Origin of the sequence: Streptomyces lienomycini, from assembly GCF_027947595.1 — a bacterium.
Taxonomy (GTDB): Bacteria; Actinomycetota; Actinomycetes; order Streptomycetales; family Streptomycetaceae; genus Streptomyces; species Streptomyces lienomycini.
Genome location: NZ_CP116257.1, coordinates 548,366 through 565,531 on the forward strand (window position 1 = coordinate 548,366; position 17,166 = coordinate 565,531).

The window sequence follows — 17,166 nt, forward strand, 5'->3', positions numbered from 1 at the left end:
CTGAAGTCCTGCCACTCGTGCAGCGATTGAACGCAGCGGGTCGCTGACCTGGTGCTTCTCGGTGAAACGTGCGTTGACCTGCGGAAACTGCTTTCGGTAGTTCTCACGGGTCAACGCCCTTTCCCAGGCTCATGTGCCCTGGATGTGCCCTCGCGGGCGCCTAACGAAGCACGTCGATGAGGCATTCGCACAGGGCCTTGGCATCGTCCAGAGCTCGACGGCACGTAGTGTCGGTGAGCACGAGGCGCTGGCCGATCCGTGTGGATGACCCCGGCACCCGAGTCAGGTACTTCTCGTCCACGATGCCGTCGTTGTGGGTGAAGACGTGTCGGGCGGCCCAGGTTTCGAGGAGGCGCTGCCACGTCTGCGTGCCAAGGTTCGTCCGTAGGTCGGCGAAGCCTGCTGCGACGATGAGGTCGGTCATATGGTCGAGGCGTTGGAAGATGGCCCCTTTGCCGTTCAGGAGGCTGTCTGCGTTGGGCACGGCCGAGCGGAAGAGGGATGAAGCCAGAGCTTCCACGACTCCGACCACGTTCTCGACGGTGTCGACCCAGTTGCGCGTGAAGACTCCCTGCTCGCGGAGGAGGGCCTTCGTGTCAGAGGGCAGGGTCTCCAGCGCGTTCAGCCGGGCGGTATCCGCCTGGAGGGCATCGAAGGCGATCGACGCTGCCGGGAGTTGCCCGCACACGGGGCAGTACCGGTGTTCTCCGAACACTGCATAGTCGTTTTGGCAGCCGGCACAGGTGCGCACGCGGACGAGTTGCTCCTCGTCGATTTCTGGAAGCGGGCGAGGGCAGAAGGGGCGGGACTTGTAAGAAAGAGAGAAGCTGCTACCGCGCGTGTCGCGGGACATCCCGCCGAACGCTTTGGCCAATTCTTGGCTCACCGTCTGCATAGCGAAGTCACCCGCAGCTCGCATGACGCGGTCGCGCTGTTGTTCGGTGATGAATTCTGAGTGCTCCGTGTGGTGCCCGCAGTAGACGCACCACAAAGTGAGGTCATCAGGTAGTGCCTTGTAGTGCTCGGCATCCATGCGGAAGACCAACGAACAGTCCGGGCACTGTCGGCCTACGAACCCGCTGTCGTCGAGGGGGATACTCACCAGCATTTCGAACGATTCGTTTTGGCGGCCCACAAGCTCCGCGCCGTCGGCCATTCTGAACTCACGATCAGTACCCATGGCTTTAGTGTCTCCCTCGGCACTGACAGTGCCTCTTGAACGTGTGATGAGCGGCCAGTCGGCTGAGGGCGCCGAAGCGATGTGGTCACCGTCAGAAGTTGCAGTCAGCGGTGGCAGGTAGCGCGTTCTTCGAAGAGACCGAAACCTCGCCGCATCATTGCGACAGTGCGGTCCGCGGCCCAGAACAGCACCATGGGGGAGCTGGTGACCTGCGCAAGATTCACGAGCCCCTGGGTGCCCACGATGTTGCGTTCCAGGACGCTGAGCGTGCCGTAAAGGTCGCCGTGTGCCAGCGAGCTGCAGCTACTCCACACGGCTTCCGCCTCGGCGGCACCCATGGGCATGAGAGCACCCGCTTCTCGCACGACCTCCGAGTACGGCACTGGCCTGAGAACCTTCTTCGCATCGGCCGGGTCCGTCCCCGCCCTGATGACGAGGTCCGTCAGCTGTTGCATCCGCACATCTAGTGGGCGTTTGGGCTGTTGCTGCAGCAGCGCTCTCATGCGGTCTGAGTTCTTGTGCTCACCGGCCTGCATGCACAGCCGCCGCTGCACCCGCATCAGGCGCTGGGCGGGCCCCAGCATCCATACCGCGCGGGCGCTGTTCTCGAAGGCCCCGCGCAGGAGCGAATATTGACCATGGGTGTGGAGTGTGATCGAGACCGACTTGTCCTGCACGTCGTCCGCGAACGTGGAGCGGAAGCAGTGTAGGTGGTCGACGGCCACGCTCAGCGCGTTCCAGACGCTGTGCGACACCTGATAGGGATCGGTCTTGGTATCGTCCCCAGCGAGGGCGCTGCCGGGCTGGACCTGCCATTGCCGCGAGTCGGATTGGGTGAGGCTCTCGAACGGCCTGGCGCTGTCCAGCAAGGCGAGGATCCGTCTGAGGTAGCGATCTTCCTCAGTGGTAGTTGTCACGGCTTGAGGGTAGACGTGAGAGTCATACTAGTGCGCGGTATTTACGTAATCTGCTGAATTGTCAAGCCGACCATCGGAACGTCCTGATGCATGAGTTGGCCGCCCCAACAACCCGAGTATTCAGGCCGGAACGTCGAAACGCGGCCTTGGCGCTGTCGTCGTGGTGGGCGGCAAAATGCCGCTCCGCGTCCAGTGCGGCCTGGCAGCCGCTCGCTGCGGCGGTGATCGCCTGGCGGTAAGTGTGGTCGACGACGTCGCCAGCGGCGAACACGCCCGGGATGCTCGTGCGGGTGGAGGGCGAGACAACCGTGATGTAGCCGTTGTCGTCCAAGTCCAGCTGGCCCTTGAACAGCTTCGTGCGCGGGTCGTGCCACCTTTTTGTGTTCCTGGTCGCCATCTCCATGATCGCCGCTTCGACTGCGGCCTGGACCAGTCCTGACAGCGACAACCAGGCGAAGAGCGAGTAGAGGACCCGCCTGGCTCCCGAGGCGTCATGGGCGCTCCGAGCGGGAGATGGCGTCGCTGGTCTCCTTCGGGCCGCGGCTTTCCCGCTCTACCTGTTGCCGGGCGCGGCATGCAGGTGGGCATGGAAGGCGACCGCGTGGTCAGCCATCGAAGTCTTCCAGGGCGCGGCATCGGCGTGGGTGATCTCCTTCCACGCCGCTGCGTTGGCGGCGGCGAACGCCTCCTTGGCCTCCGCTTGTGCGGTGCGCCAGGAGGAGAAACGGCATGCGAAGGCGTCCGCCTCAACGAAAGTGTGTCCGGCTTCGAGGAGCCGCAGGATGAGGATGGCGGGGTCGATCCAGGCTGCGCCGCGTGTGGGCCAGGCCCAGTCGATGATGTGGGCGCGGTCGTCCACGAGCACGTTGTGCGGGGCGAGGTCGGTGTGTAGGAGGGTGTCGCCGGAGAAGAGGGCGGCGGTTCCGGGCGGGGCGTAGGCGGCCCAGCGCTGTTCGGCGGCCTTGATGGGAACGTCCGTGGGAGCGGTGGTCTCCTGGAGTTCCGCAAGAGCGGCAGCAACGAGGGGCAGGTCTGGGGAGCCCGGGCTGTAGTCGGCGTGCCGTCCCGGGAGGGCCTCGTACCCGAGGAGGTCCCAGCCGGCCACCTCAATGTGCCAGTACAGGCGGGGGCAGGCGCGGGGGAGGTGTGGGTTGATCGCGGCCTCTCGACGCTGGGCCGGGGCCTGTCGGTGGTCGGTGGGGATGCCCTTGACGAAGACCGGGCCGTGATCAGTGTCGAGGAACGCGGCGATGCCTGAGTTCAGCCCTCCGTCGGCGGTGCGGGTGGCGTGGACGGAGCCCGCCTTGTCGGCGATGGCCTGGCGTGCCTCCACGGGAAGGTCGTGGAAGTGGCGGCGGATCATGGACACGGCGCGGTTCCTCGGAGAAGGCGATGGGCTGCCCCGGCCAGCGTACGGCCGGGGCAGCGCGCCGGAGCGTACCCCGGTCTAGTAGGGCTGGTCGTCGCCGGCCGAGCAGCTGCACCCGGCGGACTCAGCGACGTCGACGTCCAGGTCGTCGATGAGCTGGAACGTGCCCTCGGGGATCGGGGTCGTGGAGACGGGCACAGGCAGGGTGCCGGTGGCCTCTGTGGGCGGCCGCTGGCCGATGGTGACAGGGACCGGTGCCGGCCTGGTCAGGGTGGTGCTGGTGGGAGTCATGCTCCGTAACCTCCGTGTTGGCAGTAGAGCGATCGGTTGTCCCCCGCCTCCTGGTGGAGCTTGGCCAGCGGTCGGCATGTCCTGCAGGTGCCGACCTTCGAGCAGCCGGAGCATCCACCGGTGCGGAGCTGGAGGGACTCGGCGATGCCGCCGAGTCGGGGGAGGGCGGTCAGGCCCTCCGTCATGAGGTTCACGCTGGGGTCGCGGCCGATCTTGCAGACCGAGGCGATGCCGTGCGGGCCGACGTGGAAGAAGGTGTGGCCGGCGTTGCAGCCGGTGAAGACACGGCGGGCGCGGACGTACTTCTGGGCCTGTGAGGCGAGCGGCTTCGCCTCCCCGCCGATCGTCGGGGACATGTTCGTGAAGACCTGGTACGGGAAGCCCCAGCGGTCTTCCACCAGGCGGACCGTGTCGTCCACCTCGTGCGCGTTCTCCTCGGCGACGATGATGTTGATGCGCACGGGCAGGCCCGCCGCGCGGGAGGCGTCCAGGCCGCGGCTGAAGCGGTCGAAGGCGCCGCGGTTGCGGGTGACGGCGTCGTAGGTCTCCCCGGTCGCCCCGTAGAGGCTCACCGTCAGGCGGTAGGGCCGCAGGCGGGCGAACAGCTCCTGCATCCTCACTCTGTGGAGCTGGCTGCCGTTCGTCGAGACCTGGATCATCATCCCGAGTCCGGTGGCGTATTCGTACGCGGCGGCGAACTGCGGGTCGATCAGTGCCTCGCCGCCGGTGATCTGAAGCCACAGGACGCCGGCATCGCGCAGCATGGTGAGCAGGCGCGTTTTGCCGCCCCAGTCCAGGCCCTCGAACCGCTTCTCGCCGAGGTAGCAGAAGCCGCAGTCGTGGTCACAGCCGAGGTTGATCTCCCATGACGCCTTCGCGTACCCGTAGGTGGAGCGTTCGCGGACCAGAAGGATGTCCCGCAGGGGCCCGGTGGGCATGGGCATCTGCCATGCGGCCGTGGTCGCTTCGGCGAGCCAGGCCGGGGCCGACCGGTCCTCCGTGACCGCCGTGTGCAATGCGTCGTAGCGGGACTCGGGGATGGCCACTCCCCTGGCGTGACCGGGCCGGAGGAGGAGGTACCGGCTCAGGAACGGACTCGCGATCAGTTGGTGCACGTTGCCTCCATGTCGTATGGCAGGGGGTGGGGCGGGTCCGTGCAGAGGTGGAGTCGGGGGAACACCTCGGACCCGCTCAGCTCACCGGCTCCCTGTCCTTCGGCTGGTCGGCCGGTGAGGCTGGAGCGCCCCGACGCGGGGATCTACGAGGCAGTGGCCAGGGAGTTGAGCAGCTCGTCGAGCCCGATGACGCGGAACGACTGGAGGCGGCGAACCAACTGCGAGGCGAGGAACGTCCCGAGGTTCGGATGGCCGTACGGCAAGGGCGCATCCGGCTGCGCGACGACCTTCACACCGCCCGCGTCCCGGCCGTACAGAGTGCCGTGCACGCCGTACAGGGGTGCACTCCTGGCCAGGAACACCGTCGGGTCGTCCTCCAGGTGCGGACAAAGCCTCGCGGTGGCACGGGTGTGCTTGCGGCACACCGGAGGCTGATTGGTGAGGGTGCTCGGCTGACTTGGATCGTGATCCCGGGGGCCGGCGAGGAAGATGAAGCCGAGGGGTGTGCGGGCGGGACGTGTGCAGACCTGGCAGGCGAGCGTCTGCATGCACACCATCTGTCGGTGGGGGTGCATCAGCTTCCACTGCGGCTCACCGGTGATCCGGCCGTCGGCGTCGACGGGGTTCCACCCGCACCGGGCCCAGAGCACGCCTCGCGGGTCTCGGTCCCGTGGGTCTTCGTCCGCGTAGTAGAGCCGCGGGCCGGAGGGGTGATACGTGATGACGAGGTTGTCCGGCGCCGCGTCCTCTCCGCCCCTCTGGGTGATGTACGGGACCAGGGAAAGGTCCTTGCCGCTCCGCTCGACTGCCCGCGGGTTGTACGTGAGGCGGAGGGGCGGGAAGGTCACGGTGCCTTCGTAAGACATCGGTGGGCCACCAGGCGTTCGAGGAGTTCGTCGAGCGTCCACGCCATACGCCGGGGTGTCCGACGGCACGACGGTGGTCGGTGGGTCCTTCCTCGGTCCCTGATGGCGCGCCCGTGCTCGATGAGGTCGGCCACCTGCCCGTCCTGCTCGGCCACCTTGGAGAACACGGCGAGGTGGACGAGTCGCATCAGATGACCACGAAGGCGCTGCGCGTGCTCGTCGACCTCGTGTTCGGTGGGCGTGTAGTCGTCCAGGACGGCTGCCACGTCATCGAGCAGCAAGCCGTCGACATACGGGGCCCAGCGCTGCACCTTCTCCAGCACCCTTCTCAAGCCGGCCTCGGTGAAGGGCGGTACGGCGGCTCGCACGGGATGGGACCAACCGGGGCGGAGGGTGGTGGCCGTCATCGCCCCGACTCCTCTGGCACAGCGAGGCGGAGCCGGTGGGTAGCTCGTACGGGGGGCGGGCACGGTGATCTCCTCTACGCGAAGTCGGCGATCCGGACGCCCTGGAGAGGGCCGACCGTCGGCTTCGAGGCTCCCGTTGCGGTAGTGGCGTTTCCACGCCGTCGCTACGCCCTTTTCCCGCCGTCTGGACGGCGGAGAAGCGTCGGTCGGACGGCGTGGAGACGCGCTGGAGACAAGCGGAACCTGTGGGTCACACCCGTTCGTACGACCGGAAGAGCGACCGCGATGCTGAACGACTCCCGCCTGGCAGTCCGCAGTTGTCCCACGCACTGGGTGGCCCTGGCCGGTCGGCGCGAGCCGCTTGCCTCCGCCCGTGACCACACTCGTACAGTGCTGGCCGGTGTCGTGCCTTGCGTGGACGACGCGGTGCTGGTCGTATCCGAGCTGGTGGGTAACGCAGTGCGACACACGACGGCCGGCCCCGACTGTCTGACTATCGTGATTGACGGGGACCAGGTCGTTGTCGCGGTTCACGACCCGGAGCCCGACGGTGGTGTACACCTGTCGGAGACGGCTGCCGATCCGCTTGCCGAGTCCGGCCGGGGGCTGTGGCTGGTGCAGGCGCTGGCACGGCGGTGGTACGTGGAGACCACCGCCGTCGGCAAGGCGGTCGTGGCCGTCCTGCCGCGCGGGAAAGCGGCGGTCAGCCGAGCGGCAGGCTCTTGACGACGTCCCACCGATAGACGCGGTCCTCGCGTCGCAGCTCCACCAACTGCACCTCACGAACGTCCAGATCAACTGACGCAAGCCCGCGAAGCGGGGTGACGGCCTCGATGACCGGGGCAGCGGGGCGTGGCCGGTTGTTGTAGGCCAGGCTCAGGTGCGGGCGGAACAGCGCGGTCGGCTTGCGGGGAGCCAGCCCCAGCGAAGCCATGGACTCGCTGAGGGCCGCGTGCAACGCCAGTACCGGGCCCCAAGGGGCGACCGTCAGGCGTACGGCCCCCCGAGAACCCGCGAGCGGGACCGCACGCAGGCGGAAGGCCGCCGGGAGTAGCGGGGCCGCCGCGCTGATGACGTCATCGAGACAGCTCGGCGGCAGCGCTGCGGTGGAACCGACCCGTGTGAGCGTGATGTGCAACCCGTCGTCGGGGACCTGATCCAGGCCGAGCGGCGCGAGGTGCTGCTGGCAGTGAAGAGCGAGGTCGGCCAGCGCTGGGTTGTCGGGGAAGGTGAGCATCCAGTAGTACGCCCGGGTCTGTGACGTCCAGCCGGGCCGGTCCCAGTGATCGACCATGGTCTCCACGGCGTCGAAGGCGGCCTGGTCGTGCGCCGCGATCACCGGCGGGTCACTCAGGTCGGCCGGCGGGTGGGCAGGGAAGGCCGCGGGATCGGCGCTGAGCTGGATGTGCGGCCAAGGCACCCGGCGAACTCCTTCGTGATCATCCCGCCTCGACAGACGGGAGCTGACGGCCCCAGGCGCGGAGCTGTTCGCCATACTCGCGCACCGCCGGCCGAGAACGCCAAGGGGCTGCTCGCTCGTACAGGTCCCGGGAGCGTTGGCGTACCGAGCTGATCGGCAGCGGACTGGCCAGAGCGATCGCCTGTTGCCCGAGGGACATGGCGTGCTCCACGTCCGGTGCTCGCTGTTGAAGCACCGCGGTGGCCACGTCGAGGCGGACCAGCGAGCGGCTCCACGCAGAGCCGGACTTCTCGACCAGGTCGTCGAGGTCCTCGGCCTCCCGCAGCACGTGCCCGGTGTCCTGCAGAGCGACACGGGCGGTCAGCGCATTGGCCAGGGTGCGGGCCCGCCCATAGGGCAAGAAGGAGATGCATGAGGTCAGGCCGGGAGTCACGTCATGCCGGTCGGAGAGCTCCAGCGCCCGGCCGATGGCTCGCTCGGCTTGGTCCCGGTCACGGAGCTTGCCGAGCGCCCTGGCCCGGCCGTTGACCAGAAGCCGGATGGCCTGCGGGTGGTTCGGCGCCCGGTCAACCGCGTCGGCGGCCCGAGCGTCGGCCTCGCCATAACGGCCTGCGTAGTACGCCGCAAAGGACTGGGTGCCGCAGGCCCACATCTCGGTGTCGAGATCGCCAATCGCCCGGCTCAGTTCCAGCGCTTCGGCGCAGTAGGCCTCGGCCAGCGGGAACGCGCCGGTGTTCACCGCCATGTAGCCGAGCAGCCCGCCGGCGCGTGCGGTGATCCGGAACAGCTCCCTGCGTGCGGACGGAGTTTGCTGACCGGCAAGCAGGGTGTGTCCCATGCCGCGCAGGCTCTTCGCCTGTCCCCACAGGCCGTCCGGTCCGTCCCTCTCGTACCGCTCGGTGATCACCTCGATCCGGGAGGCGAGAAAGGACAGAGTGGTCTGGTCGACGTTGCCGCAGGCCAACTGGCGGGCTCGGGCGACGATCGCCGCCGGGTTGTCATCGTGGCCGGTCGGGCCGACCGGGCTAGAGGGCGGAACGTCCGCCTGTGGTGGCTCTGGGGCGGTCGGCGGACAAGCTGACGCCGAAGCGAACAGGTCGCGGGCAGCCTTGCCCAGCAACTCCTCCAGAATCCGGCACGTGTCGGGGCGGGGAAGCTGCTTCAGCTCCCCACTCAGCCACCGGTCGAACTGCCGCGAAGAGACCGCGACCGAGGCCAGCCGGGCGTCACCTGTTTCTTGGGCCAGGTTCCGGGCCGCGCGGGAGAACTGCACCTCGAAAGCCGTGTAAGTCGTGAGATGGCGCTCTTCGAGTAACTGCCGCAGCAGCGTGTTCCGGGGCATGGAACACCTCCCAACACGTCGGCGGAACCGGGGGCTCCTCGGCGAAAGGCACGCACGCCGAACCTTGCGACGTACGGGATGTCCTACGCAAGAGTGCCGAGGAAGGGAACAACTAGGCAATATGTCTGGCCAAGTTGGCCCATTCGGGTTGTCCGCCAACGGGTGGATGGACAGACTGCCTGCATGGCACTGAAGAGGAAGCTGGCCCCTCAGTCGGTTTACCGACGCCAGCTCGCCGCGAGACTGCGCGAGTTACGGGAGGCGTCGGGCCTCACCCTCACCGAGGTGTCGGAGCAGATCGAGGTCAACCAGGGGTCTCTCAGTCGGATCGAGACCGGTGAACGCGGCACCACTCCGGTCCTGGTCCGGGCGCTCCTCGACTGCTACGCCGTCACTGACAGCGAGCTGCGTGACGACATCCTGGACCTGGTGCGGGCCGACAAGGAACAGCAGAAGCCCTGGTGGCGCAAGTACTCCGCGGTTCTCACCCCGACCCGCTACGACGGTTACCTCGCCCTGGAGGCAGGGGCTATCGCGCTGGCCAACTACCAGCCCCTGCTCGTTCCCGGTCTGCTTCAGACGGAGGACTACGCTCGCGCCGTGATCGCCCAGATGCGTCCTGATCTCGGTGCCGATCAGGTGGACGCTCTGGTCAAGGTGCGCATGGAACGCCAGGAAAGCCGCCTGTCCGGTGAGCACCCCGCCGAACTCCGGGCCGTCCTGGACGAAGCAGTCCTCCACCGTGTCATCGGCTCACCCACCGTGATGCGCCAGCAGTTCGCGCGCCTGGTCCAGGTCGGCGAACAACCGAACGTCACCATCCAGATTCTCCCATTCACCCTCGGCGCCCATCCGGGCCTGTACGGCCCCTTCGTCATCCTCGCCTTCCCTCAGCCCACAGCCCCGCTGGTCTGGCTGGAGAACCCCAACAACTCCGTGTATCTGGGGTCCCAAAGCGACATCCAGAACTACACGGACACCTTCGACCAGCTCAGGGCCTCCGCCTTCAGCCCGGCCGAGACCCTTGACCGCCTCATCCGCTCATCCGAGGAGCTCGAACCTTGAGCACGATTCCACCTTGCCGCTCCCGCGCCGATGAACTGCACGACGCGCACTGGCGCAGGAGCTCCTACAGCGGAGGCGCCAACGACTGCGTCGAGATCGCCGACCTCGGTGCGTACGCGGCGGTGCGCGATTCCAAGGCCCCCGACCTCGCCCCTGTGATCTTCAGCCGTTCCGCCTTGGGCGATCTGCTGGACCACTACACCGACGGCGAGACCTGCATCGGCTGAGTTGCTGCTGAGCCGCACATGCGCCCTTTCAGCCGCCAACCAGGAGCACCCGCGTGAGCGATCAGTCCGACAAGCGGTTCCTCCAGATTGTGGTCTGCGCGGCTGGAGTCGCAGCCGACGTCGGCCGGCTGATGACGACAGCGCACGAGCGGCACTGGGATGTCGGCGTCGTAGCCACCCCGCAAGGACTCGGCTTCCTCGATGCGGAGGGGGTCGAGGCACAGACCGGCCGCCCCATCCGCTCGGCCTGGCGGTCACCGGGCGAGCCACGCCCGAGCCGGCCTGCGGATGCGGTCGCGGTCGCCCCGGTGACCTTCAACACCGTCAACAAGTGGGCCGCATGGATCTCGGACCTGAACTCCGCCCAGGCCGTCGTGATCGGCCTTCTCCGTGTGGTGGTGCCCTGCGTGCGCCTCGGTGAAGCAGATCAGGAGTAGAGAAGGGTCTGGCCGTCGCCGAGCCGTCTCAGGCCCATGGCCTCCAACGACTCGTCCTGCTCCTGACGTTGATCAAACGCGCGCAACGTGTCTACCGCTGAAGACAGCAGCGGGTCCGACACATCGGTGATCAGGCTCCGGAGTGATGTGCCGAGCAGGGACGCGGCGTCGTTGAGGGCTGCGAGCGGGTACAGGTTCTCGCGGGCGTCGCCGAGGCGTGTTTGCGTCATGCCGACGGCGACGAGGCCGCGGCGCAGCGTCTCCACGGACCCGGCACGGACCGCGGCCGAGGCCATGCGCTGTCCGTACACGCTGAGCACGGACGCGCTCCGCGTGTCCAGGTCGTCGATCGCCCGTTGCCTGACCGGTGCGGGGCCCTTGAGGTACGAGGTGATCACCGCATCGACGGTGGCGTCCCGTTCATGAGGGAGGGGACACCGCGGATAGCCGTCGAAGCGGCTGTCCTTGAGGCGGGACACGGGTACGGGCGAGGCCCGAAGACCCCGCCCGACCCCTACGAAACCCCAGCTCAGGGCCACACCAGGCAGTACGGCTGATGCCCCGCCTCATGCAGTCGGTGGCTGAAGTCCTGCCACTCGTGCAGCAGCTGGTACACGTTGAACGCGTCCCGCGGGCCGCCCCGGTCCGGGACCGTGGACCAGATGAAGGCGGCCGCGCCGACCGCCTCCTCGCCGATGCCGCGCAGGGGGTCGACGACGGTCATCGGGAGTTTCACGACCGCGTAGTCGGGGTGCAGGACGACGAGTTCGAGTGGGGGCACCTTGTGCAGGGGGACGCCCTCGATGCCGGTGAGGACCATCGCGGCCATGGTCTCGGGCTTGATCTTGGTGAACATGCCGTTCATCCCGAGCTCGTCGCCGCCCAGTTCCTCGGGGCGCATGGAGATCGGGACGCGGGCCGCGGTCGCGCCGTCGGGCGCTCCGAAGTACTTGTAGGTCACCCCCACCCGACCACCATTCCTGCTCCCCGCCCCCAGCCGGTCGGTCCGCCGGTCGAGCCGGTCGGGCTCGCTCGGTGTGCCGCGTGTCTGACGTGCTTCGGACGCTTCCTCCGCCTCGCGCCGGTGCCTTCCCCGCCGGGCACGTCGAGGACCCAGGTCGTCGGTCCCCTCGCCCAGTCCGCCACCGCGATGCATATCTCCACCCGACTGCTTTTCTAGGACGCGTGGCCCCCGCCGCGCAACCCGATCATCGTGTCAGTGACCTCCCCCACGGCCGCTCGCCGAAACGTGCGGTGAAACATATGTCCGTTCATATGTCCGCTGGACGGTCGGCAGCCCCGTCCGCGCCGCCCTGGTGAGCTGCGTGGATGGGCTCCAGTCTGGCAGACGGCACGGCGATCGGGGCGGTTGTCTACCCTTGTGAGGTCACCCTGGGCAACCAGAGACCGGGCGCGGGCCGAGTAAGGGCCGGGCAAGGGCTGAGCAAGGGGTCGAGCAGAGTCCGATACGTCGGAGAAGGTCGAGAAGGTCGGAGAAGTCGCAGGTCATGAGCGAACTGGCATATCCATACGAAGCACCGGCCTCGCAGGCTCTGTTCGACCGCGCCGCGGCCGTCACGCCCGGCGGCGTGAACTCCCCGGTGCGCGCCTTCCGCGCCGTCGGCGGCACGCCCCGGTTCATGGTGTCCGGCACCGGTCCGTACCTGACGGACGCGGACGGGCGGGAGTACGTCGACCTCGTCTGCTCCTGGGGTCCGATGATCCTCGGGCACGCGCACCCCGAGGTGATCGCCGCCGTGCAGGAGGCCGTCGCGCGCGGTACGTCCTTCGGCACTCCCGCCGAGGGCGAGGTCGCGCTCGCCGAGGCGATGGTGGAGCGGGTCGCGCCGCTGGAGGAGGTCCGGCTCGTGTCGAGCGGGACCGAGGCGACCATGTCCGCCATCCGGCTCGCGCGCGGGTTCACGCGGCGCACCAAGGTGATCAAGTTCGCCGGGTGCTACCACGGTCACGTCGACTCCCTGCTCGCCGCCGCCGGTTCCGGCGTCGCCACGTTCGCGCTGCCCGACACCCCCGGCGTCACCGGCGCCCAGGCGAGCGACACGATCGTGCTGCCGTACAACGACCTGGAGGCCGTGCACGCCGCCTTCGCCGCCCACCCCGGCGAGATCGCCTGCGTGATCACCGAGGCGTCGCCCGGCAACATGGGCGTCGTACCGCCGCTGCCCGGCTTCAACCAGGGACTCAAGGACGCCTGTGCCGCCAACGGCGCGCTGTTCGTCTCCGACGAGGTCATGACCGGGTTCCGGACCAGCCGCGCCGGGTGGTACGGGGTGGAGGGGGTCGTCCCCGACCTGATGACCTTCGGGAAGGTGATGGGGGGCGGGTTCCCCGCGGCCGCCTTCGGTGGACGCGCCGACGTCATGGCCCACCTGGCCCCGGCCGGTCCCGTCTACCAGGCCGGCACCCTCTCCGGGAACCCGGTCGCCACCGCCGCCGGGCTCGCCCAGCTGCGGCTCCTCGACGACGCGGCGTACGAGACCGTCGACGCCGTGTCCGCGCGGATCCAGGGGCTGGTGACCGAGGCGCTCGCCAAGGAGGGCGTCGCGCACACGGTGCAGAGCGCCTCCAACATGTTCTCCGTGTTCTTCACCGACCGGCCGGTCGTCGACTACGAGGACGCCAAGGCGCAGGAGTCCTTCCGCTACACCGCCTTCTTCCACTCCCTCCTCTCGAACGGCGTCTACCTGCCGCCGTCCTCCTTCGAGTCCTGGTTCGTGTCCACCGCCCACGACGAGCGGGCCGTCCAGCGCATCGCCGACGCCCTCCCGGCGGCGGCCCGCGCGGCGGCGGAGGCGACGGCATGAGCCACGAGAACAGCGACGAGCTGACCGTCGTCCACGTCATGCGGCACGGCGAGGTCGAGAACCCCACCGGTGTCCTCTACGGACGGCTCCCCGGCTACCACCTCTCCGACCTGGGCCGGCGCATGGCCGACCGGGTCGCCGAGCACCTCGCCCCGCGCGACGTGACGTACGTCGTGGCGTCCCCGCTGGAGCGGGCGCAGGAGACGGCGACACCGATCGCCAAGACGCACGGCCTCGACCTGGACACCGACGCGCGGCTCATCGAGGCCGACAACGTCTTCCAGGGCAAGACCTTCGGCATCGGCGACGGCGCGCTGCGCCGGCCCGCCAACTGGAAGCACGTGGTCAACCCGTTCAAGCCGTCCTGGGGCGAGCCGTACGTCGACCAGGTCGTGCGGATGAAGGGCGCGCTGGACGCCGCCCGGGACCGGGCCCGCGGCCACGAGGCCGTGGTCGTCAGCCACCAGCTGCCGATCTGGATCCTGCGGTCCTACGTCGAGCGGCGGCGGCTGTGGCACGACCCGCGCAAGCGGCAGTGCACGCTGGCGTCCCTGACGACGTTCACCTACCGGGGTGACCGGATCGTCTCCGTCGGCTACACCGAGCCCGCCCGCGACCTCGTCCCGGCCCACCTCCTCGCGGGCGCCAAGCCCGTGAAGGGGCAGGGGAAGGCGTACGGGGCCTGACGGCCGTACCGGTCCGACCGTCGTACCGGTCCGACGGGCGGCCTGCCGGTCCGACCGTCGTACCGAGGTACGACGGTGGTACGGCCCGACCGGCAGTGCCGCCTGTTACCGAACCCGCACAAATTTCCGGAACCCGCTCGTTCGTCGCGTCCTCTCACCTAGTGACCACCCAAGGACGCGACGAACGAGGTTGCGATGCGCACTACCAACCGCACTCTCACCCGCAGGGGGATGCTCGGACTCGGCGCGGGGGCCGCGGCGGCGGTCGGACTCGCGGGCTGCGGCACCGGTTCCGACTCCTCGCCGAGCGGCTCGCACCAGGCCGGCGACTCCGGAAAGCCGTCGCCCTCCGGCAGCGGCAAGGCCCCGGCGAAGCCCATCGGTGACGGCTCCACGTCGTACACCGGCAAGCAGCCGCACCAGCCGGACGCCCCCGTGCCGCTGGAACCCGGCCAGACGCCGCCGCAGTTCGTCGTCTTCTCCTGGGACGGCGCCGGCGAGGTCGGCAACGGGCTCTTCCCGCGCTTCCTGGACCTCGCCCAGGAGCACGACGCGCACATGACGTTCTTCCTCTCGGGCCTGTACCTGCTGCCCGAGTCGAAGAAGCGCCTCTACGACCCGCCGAACAACCCGCGCGGCGCCTCCGACATCGGCTACCTCACCGACGAGCACATCAAGGCGACGCTCACCAACGTCCGCCGGGCCTGGCTCGACGGGCACGAGATCGGCACGCACTTCAACGGCCACTTCTGCGGGGGCGGCGGCAGCGTCGGCAACTGGACGTCCGCGCAGTGGCGCAGCGAGATCGACCAGGCGAAGTCCTTCGTGAAGGAGTGGCGGACCAACAGCGGCTGGACCGACCTGCCGTCCCTGCCCTTCGACTACGACAAGGAACTCGTCGGCGGCCGCACACCCTGCCTGCTCGGCCAGGACAAGCTGCTGCCCACCGCCCGAAAGCTGGGCTGGCGCTACGACGCCTCCTCGCCCGGCGGCCGCCAGGTGTGGCCGGTGAAGAAGGACGGCGTCTGGGACCTGCCGCTGCAGCAGATACCGTTCCCCGGCCACTCCTTCGAGGTCCTCTCGATGGACTACAACATCCTCGCCAACCAGTCGGTCAACTCCACCAAGGCCCCCGCGCACAACTACCCGGGCTGGCGCGAACAGGCCACGAACGCGTACATATCCGGCTTCAAGCGGGCGTACGAGTCGAACCGGGCCCCCTTCTTCGTCGGCAACCACTTCGAGGAGTGGAACGGCGGCATCTACATGGACGCCGTCGAGAACGCCCTCAAGCACATCGCGCGGGAGAAGGAGAAGGGCGGGGACATCCGGCTCGTCTCCTTCCGCCAGTTCACCGACTGGCTGGACGTGCAGAAGCCGGAGGTGCTCGCCAAGCTGCGCACCGTCGAGGTCGGGCAGCAGCCGGCCGGTGGCTGGAACGCCTTCCTCAAGGAGGCACCGGCCTCCTCCGGGGCGTCCGCGGGGACTTCGGGAGCGTCCGCGAACACCGCCTGATATGCGGGTTTCCGCCCGTGAGGGGGGTGCGCAAGATCCCCGGAACGGACATGCGAAACTTTTCACATGAGTGCCGCCAGCCGCGCCCCCCTGCGCTCGATCCGCACCGTCGCCCGCGCCCGACGCCGTGCCGTCCTCGCCGTCGGCGCCGTCGCCGCGGCACTGCTCGTCTCCGCGTGCAGCTCCGGCGGCACCTCGGGCGGCGGCGGCCAGACGGGCTTCATCACCGGCCCGGACGGCATCGCCACCGCGAAGAAGGGGGAGCGCGCCGACGCCCCCGACCTGTCCGGTGAGACCGTCGACGGCGGGCAGGTCGACGTCGCCGACTACCAGGGCAAGATCGTCGTCCTCAACATCTGGGGCTCCTGGTGCGGACCCTGCCGCGCCGAGGCCAAGAACCTGGAGAAGGTCTACAACGACACCAAGGACCAGGGCGTCCAGTTCGTCGGCATCAACACCCGCGACACCTCCACCGGCCCGGCCCGTGCCTTCGAGAAGGACTACGGGATCACCTACCCGAGCCTGTACGACCCGGCGGGCCGGCTGCTGCTCCGCTTCGAGAAGGGCACCCTGAACCCGCAGGCGATCCCCTCGACGCTCGTCATCGACCGGGACGGCAAGGTCGCCGCGCGCACCCTCCAGGCACTCAGCGAGGAGAAGCTGCGCAAGATGCTCGACCCGTACCTCGCCGACGGATCCGCCGACTCCGGCACGTCGGAGAAGTGACGTGTCCGCGGTGATCACCCTCGCCGAGGAGGCGGGCTACAACGGCACGGTGCTCAACGGCGCCCTGCTCGTCGCCCTGCCCATCGCCCTGCTCGGCGGCCTCGTCTCCTTCTTCTCCCCCTGCGTCCTGCCTCTCGTCCCCGGCTACCTCTCCTACGTGACCGGAGTCACCGGCACCGACCTCGGCGAGGCCCGGCGCGGACGCATGGTCGCCGGCGCCTCACTCTTCGTCCTCGGCTTCACCGCCGTCTTCGTCTCCAGCGGCGCGCTCTTCGGCTACTTCGGTCAGACGCTCCAGGAGAGCCGGGGCGTGCTGACCGACGTCCTGGGCGCGTTCATGATCGTCATGGGCGTCTTCTTCATGGGCCTGATGCCCTGGCTCACCCAGCGCGAGTTCCGCTTCCACAAGAAGCCCGTGAACGGCCTGGTCGGCGCCCCGATACTCGGCGCGCTGTTCGGCATCGGCTGGACCCCCTGCATCGGCCCGACCCTCGCCTCCGTGCTGGCGCTCTCCGCCGACCAGGGAACCGCCGGCCGCGGGGCCGTACTCACCGTCGCCTACTGTCTCGGCCTCGGCGTCCCCTTCGTCCTGGCCGCCGTCGCCTTCCGCAAGGCGCTCGGCGCCTTCGGCTGGGTCAAGCGGCACTATGTCTGGGTGATGCGCATCGGCGGCGTCATGATGATCGCGACCGGCCTGCTGCTGCTGACCGGCGTGTGGGACAGCATCATGCAGTCCATGCAGACCTGGTCCAACGGCTTCATTGTGGGGATCTGACCG

At 68.7% G+C, this 17,166-nt stretch carries 19 protein-coding genes and 2 pseudogenes; 9 read left to right on the forward strand and 12 right to left on the reverse strand.

Annotated features, from left to right (window positions below; translation table 11 throughout):
• Positions 1-160 precede the first annotated feature (160 nt).
• The 8 genes and pseudogenes from BJ961_RS02625 to BJ961_RS02660 all read right to left on the reverse strand — a co-directional run bounded on the left by BJ961_RS02625 (position 161) and on the right by BJ961_RS02660 (position 6,145).
• Positions 161-1,180, reverse strand: a complete 1,020-nt coding sequence (locus BJ961_RS02625) for a hypothetical protein (protein ID WP_271319702.1) — start codon at positions 1,178-1,180, stop codon at positions 161-163.
• A gap of 104 nt (positions 1,181-1,284) precedes the next feature.
• Positions 1,285-2,097, reverse strand: coding sequence for a hypothetical protein (locus BJ961_RS02630; RefSeq protein ID WP_271319703.1), 813 nt, complete (start codon positions 2,095-2,097; stop codon positions 1,285-1,287).
• Between the two features lie 61 nt (positions 2,098-2,158).
• Positions 2,159-2,467: pseudogene (locus BJ961_RS02635) on the reverse strand (FAD-dependent oxidoreductase); the annotation flags it as partial.
• Between the two features lie 183 nt (positions 2,468-2,650).
• Positions 2,651-3,460 carry a protein kinase family protein gene (locus BJ961_RS02640; RefSeq protein ID WP_271416945.1) on the reverse strand — a complete coding sequence of 270 codons (810 nt, stop codon included), beginning with the start codon at positions 3,458-3,460 and terminating at the stop codon, positions 2,651-2,653.
• An 84-nt stretch (positions 3,461-3,544) separates the two neighbouring features.
• Positions 3,545-3,757: a hypothetical protein gene (locus BJ961_RS02645; RefSeq protein ID WP_271319704.1), complete on the reverse strand. Its 213-nt coding sequence runs from the start codon at positions 3,755-3,757 to the stop codon at positions 3,545-3,547.
• Positions 3,754-4,872, reverse strand: coding sequence for a radical SAM protein (locus tag BJ961_RS02650; protein WP_271319705.1), 1,119 nt, complete (start codon positions 4,870-4,872; stop codon positions 3,754-3,756). Before BJ961_RS02650 ends, BJ961_RS02645 begins: the two co-directional genes overlap by 4 nt.
• A 143-nt stretch (positions 4,873-5,015) precedes the next feature.
• Positions 5,016-5,720, reverse strand: coding sequence for a hypothetical protein (locus BJ961_RS02655; RefSeq protein ID WP_271319706.1), 705 nt, complete (start codon positions 5,718-5,720; stop codon positions 5,016-5,018).
• Positions 5,717-6,145: a DUF6415 family natural product biosynthesis protein gene (locus BJ961_RS02660; RefSeq protein ID WP_271319707.1), complete on the reverse strand. Its 429-nt coding sequence runs from the start codon at positions 6,143-6,145 to the stop codon at positions 5,717-5,719. Before BJ961_RS02660 ends, BJ961_RS02655 begins: the two co-directional genes overlap by 4 nt.
• 285 nt (positions 6,146-6,430) lie before the next feature.
• Between BJ961_RS02660 and BJ961_RS02665 the strand changes: the two genes are divergently transcribed.
• Positions 6,431-6,871, forward strand: a complete 441-nt coding sequence (locus BJ961_RS02665; RefSeq protein WP_271319708.1) for an ATP-binding protein — start codon at positions 6,431-6,433, stop codon at positions 6,869-6,871.
• Here BJ961_RS02665 and BJ961_RS02670 read toward each other — a convergent pair.
• Both BJ961_RS02670 and BJ961_RS02675 read right to left on the reverse strand, forming a co-directional pair.
• Positions 6,849-7,565, reverse strand: coding sequence for a 2'-5' RNA ligase family protein (locus tag BJ961_RS02670; RefSeq protein ID WP_271319709.1), 717 nt, complete (start codon positions 7,563-7,565; stop codon positions 6,849-6,851). The two genes, BJ961_RS02665 and BJ961_RS02670, sit on opposite strands and share 23 nt — an antisense overlap.
• Before the next feature lie 19 nt (positions 7,566-7,584).
• Positions 7,585-8,907, reverse strand: a complete 1,323-nt coding sequence (locus BJ961_RS02675) for a hypothetical protein (protein WP_271319710.1) — start codon at positions 8,905-8,907, stop codon at positions 7,585-7,587.
• A gap of 183 nt (positions 8,908-9,090) precedes the next feature.
• Between BJ961_RS02675 and BJ961_RS02680 the strand changes: the two genes are divergently transcribed.
• From BJ961_RS02680 to BJ961_RS02690, 3 genes and pseudogenes are all read left to right on the forward strand, one after another.
• Positions 9,091-9,972, forward strand: coding sequence for a helix-turn-helix domain-containing protein (locus BJ961_RS02680; protein ID WP_271319711.1), 882 nt, complete (start codon positions 9,091-9,093; stop codon positions 9,970-9,972).
• Positions 9,969-10,199: a DUF397 domain-containing protein gene (locus tag BJ961_RS02685; protein WP_271319712.1), complete on the forward strand. Its 231-nt coding sequence runs from the start codon at positions 9,969-9,971 to the stop codon at positions 10,197-10,199. Before BJ961_RS02680 ends, BJ961_RS02685 begins: the two co-directional genes overlap by 4 nt.
• A gap of 53 nt (positions 10,200-10,252) precedes the next feature.
• Positions 10,253-10,552, forward strand: a pseudogene (locus BJ961_RS02690) (flavoprotein); the annotation flags it as partial.
• A 74-nt stretch (positions 10,553-10,626) separates the two neighbouring features.
• Here the strand turns inward: BJ961_RS02690 and BJ961_RS02695 are convergent.
• Together BJ961_RS02695 and BJ961_RS02700 are read right to left on the reverse strand one after the other, a co-directional pair.
• On the reverse strand, positions 10,627-11,115 hold the full coding sequence (locus BJ961_RS02695) for a hypothetical protein (RefSeq protein WP_271319713.1): 489 nt from the start codon (positions 11,113-11,115) through the stop codon (positions 10,627-10,629).
• A 50-nt stretch (positions 11,116-11,165) separates the two neighbouring features.
• On the reverse strand, positions 11,166-11,603 hold the full coding sequence (locus tag BJ961_RS02700) for a hypothetical protein (protein ID WP_003974483.1): 438 nt from the start codon (positions 11,601-11,603) through the stop codon (positions 11,166-11,168).
• A 541-nt stretch (positions 11,604-12,144) separates the two neighbouring features.
• Between BJ961_RS02700 and hemL the strand changes: the two genes are divergently transcribed.
• The 5 genes from hemL to BJ961_RS02725 all read left to right on the forward strand — a co-directional run bounded on the left by hemL (position 12,145) and on the right by BJ961_RS02725 (position 17,163).
• Entirely contained in the window at positions 12,145-13,461 is a 1,317-nt protein-coding gene (gene hemL / locus BJ961_RS02705; RefSeq protein WP_271319714.1) for a glutamate-1-semialdehyde 2,1-aminomutase, read from the forward strand.
• Positions 13,458-14,147, forward strand: a complete 690-nt coding sequence (locus BJ961_RS02710; protein WP_271319715.1) for a histidine phosphatase family protein — start codon at positions 13,458-13,460, stop codon at positions 14,145-14,147. Before hemL ends, BJ961_RS02710 begins: the two co-directional genes overlap by 4 nt.
• A gap of 195 nt (positions 14,148-14,342) precedes the next feature.
• Positions 14,343-15,662, forward strand: a complete 1,320-nt coding sequence (locus BJ961_RS02715) for a polysaccharide deacetylase family protein (RefSeq protein WP_271319716.1) — start codon at positions 14,343-14,345, stop codon at positions 15,660-15,662.
• Positions 15,663-15,728: 66 nt separating this feature from the next.
• The gene (locus BJ961_RS02720) at positions 15,729-16,388 is read left to right on the forward strand and encodes a TlpA family protein disulfide reductase (protein ID WP_271319717.1); all 660 of its coding nucleotides are present in this window, start codon (positions 15,729-15,731) and stop codon (positions 16,386-16,388) included.
• Between the two features lies 1 nt (position 16,389).
• Entirely contained in the window at positions 16,390-17,163 is a 774-nt protein-coding gene (locus tag BJ961_RS02725) for a cytochrome c biogenesis CcdA family protein (RefSeq protein ID WP_271319718.1), read from the forward strand.
• Positions 17,164-17,166: the final 3 nt, after the last annotated feature.

Coding starts and splice junctions, on each gene's coding strand:
- BJ961_RS02625 (WP_271319702.1), bottom strand. CDS start 1,180: ATGGGTACTGATCGTGAGTTCAGAATGGCCGACGGCGCGGAGCTTGTG.
- BJ961_RS02640 (WP_271416945.1), bottom strand. CDS start 3,460: ATGATCCGCCGCCACTTCCACGACCTTCCCGTGGAGGCACGCCAGGCC.
- BJ961_RS02645 (WP_271319704.1), bottom strand. CDS start 3,757: ATGACTCCCACCAGCACCACCCTGACCAGGCCGGCACCGGTCCCTGTC.
- BJ961_RS02660 (WP_271319707.1), bottom strand. CDS start 6,145: ATGACGGCCACCACCCTCCGCCCCGGTTGGTCCCATCCCGTGCGAGCC.
- BJ961_RS02665 (WP_271319708.1), top strand. CDS start 6,431: ATGCTGAACGACTCCCGCCTGGCAGTCCGCAGTTGTCCCACGCACTGG.
- BJ961_RS02675 (WP_271319710.1), bottom strand. CDS start 8,907: ATGCCCCGGAACACGCTGCTGCGGCAGTTACTCGAAGAGCGCCATCTC.
- BJ961_RS02680 (WP_271319711.1), top strand. CDS start 9,091: ATGGCACTGAAGAGGAAGCTGGCCCCTCAGTCGGTTTACCGACGCCAG.
- hemL (WP_271319714.1), top strand. CDS start 12,145: ATGAGCGAACTGGCATATCCATACGAAGCACCGGCCTCGCAGGCTCTG.
- BJ961_RS02710 (WP_271319715.1), top strand. CDS start 13,458: ATGAGCCACGAGAACAGCGACGAGCTGACCGTCGTCCACGTCATGCGG.
- BJ961_RS02715 (WP_271319716.1), top strand. CDS start 14,343: ATGCGCACTACCAACCGCACTCTCACCCGCAGGGGGATGCTCGGACTC.
- BJ961_RS02720 (WP_271319717.1), top strand. CDS start 15,729: ATGAGTGCCGCCAGCCGCGCCCCCCTGCGCTCGATCCGCACCGTCGCC.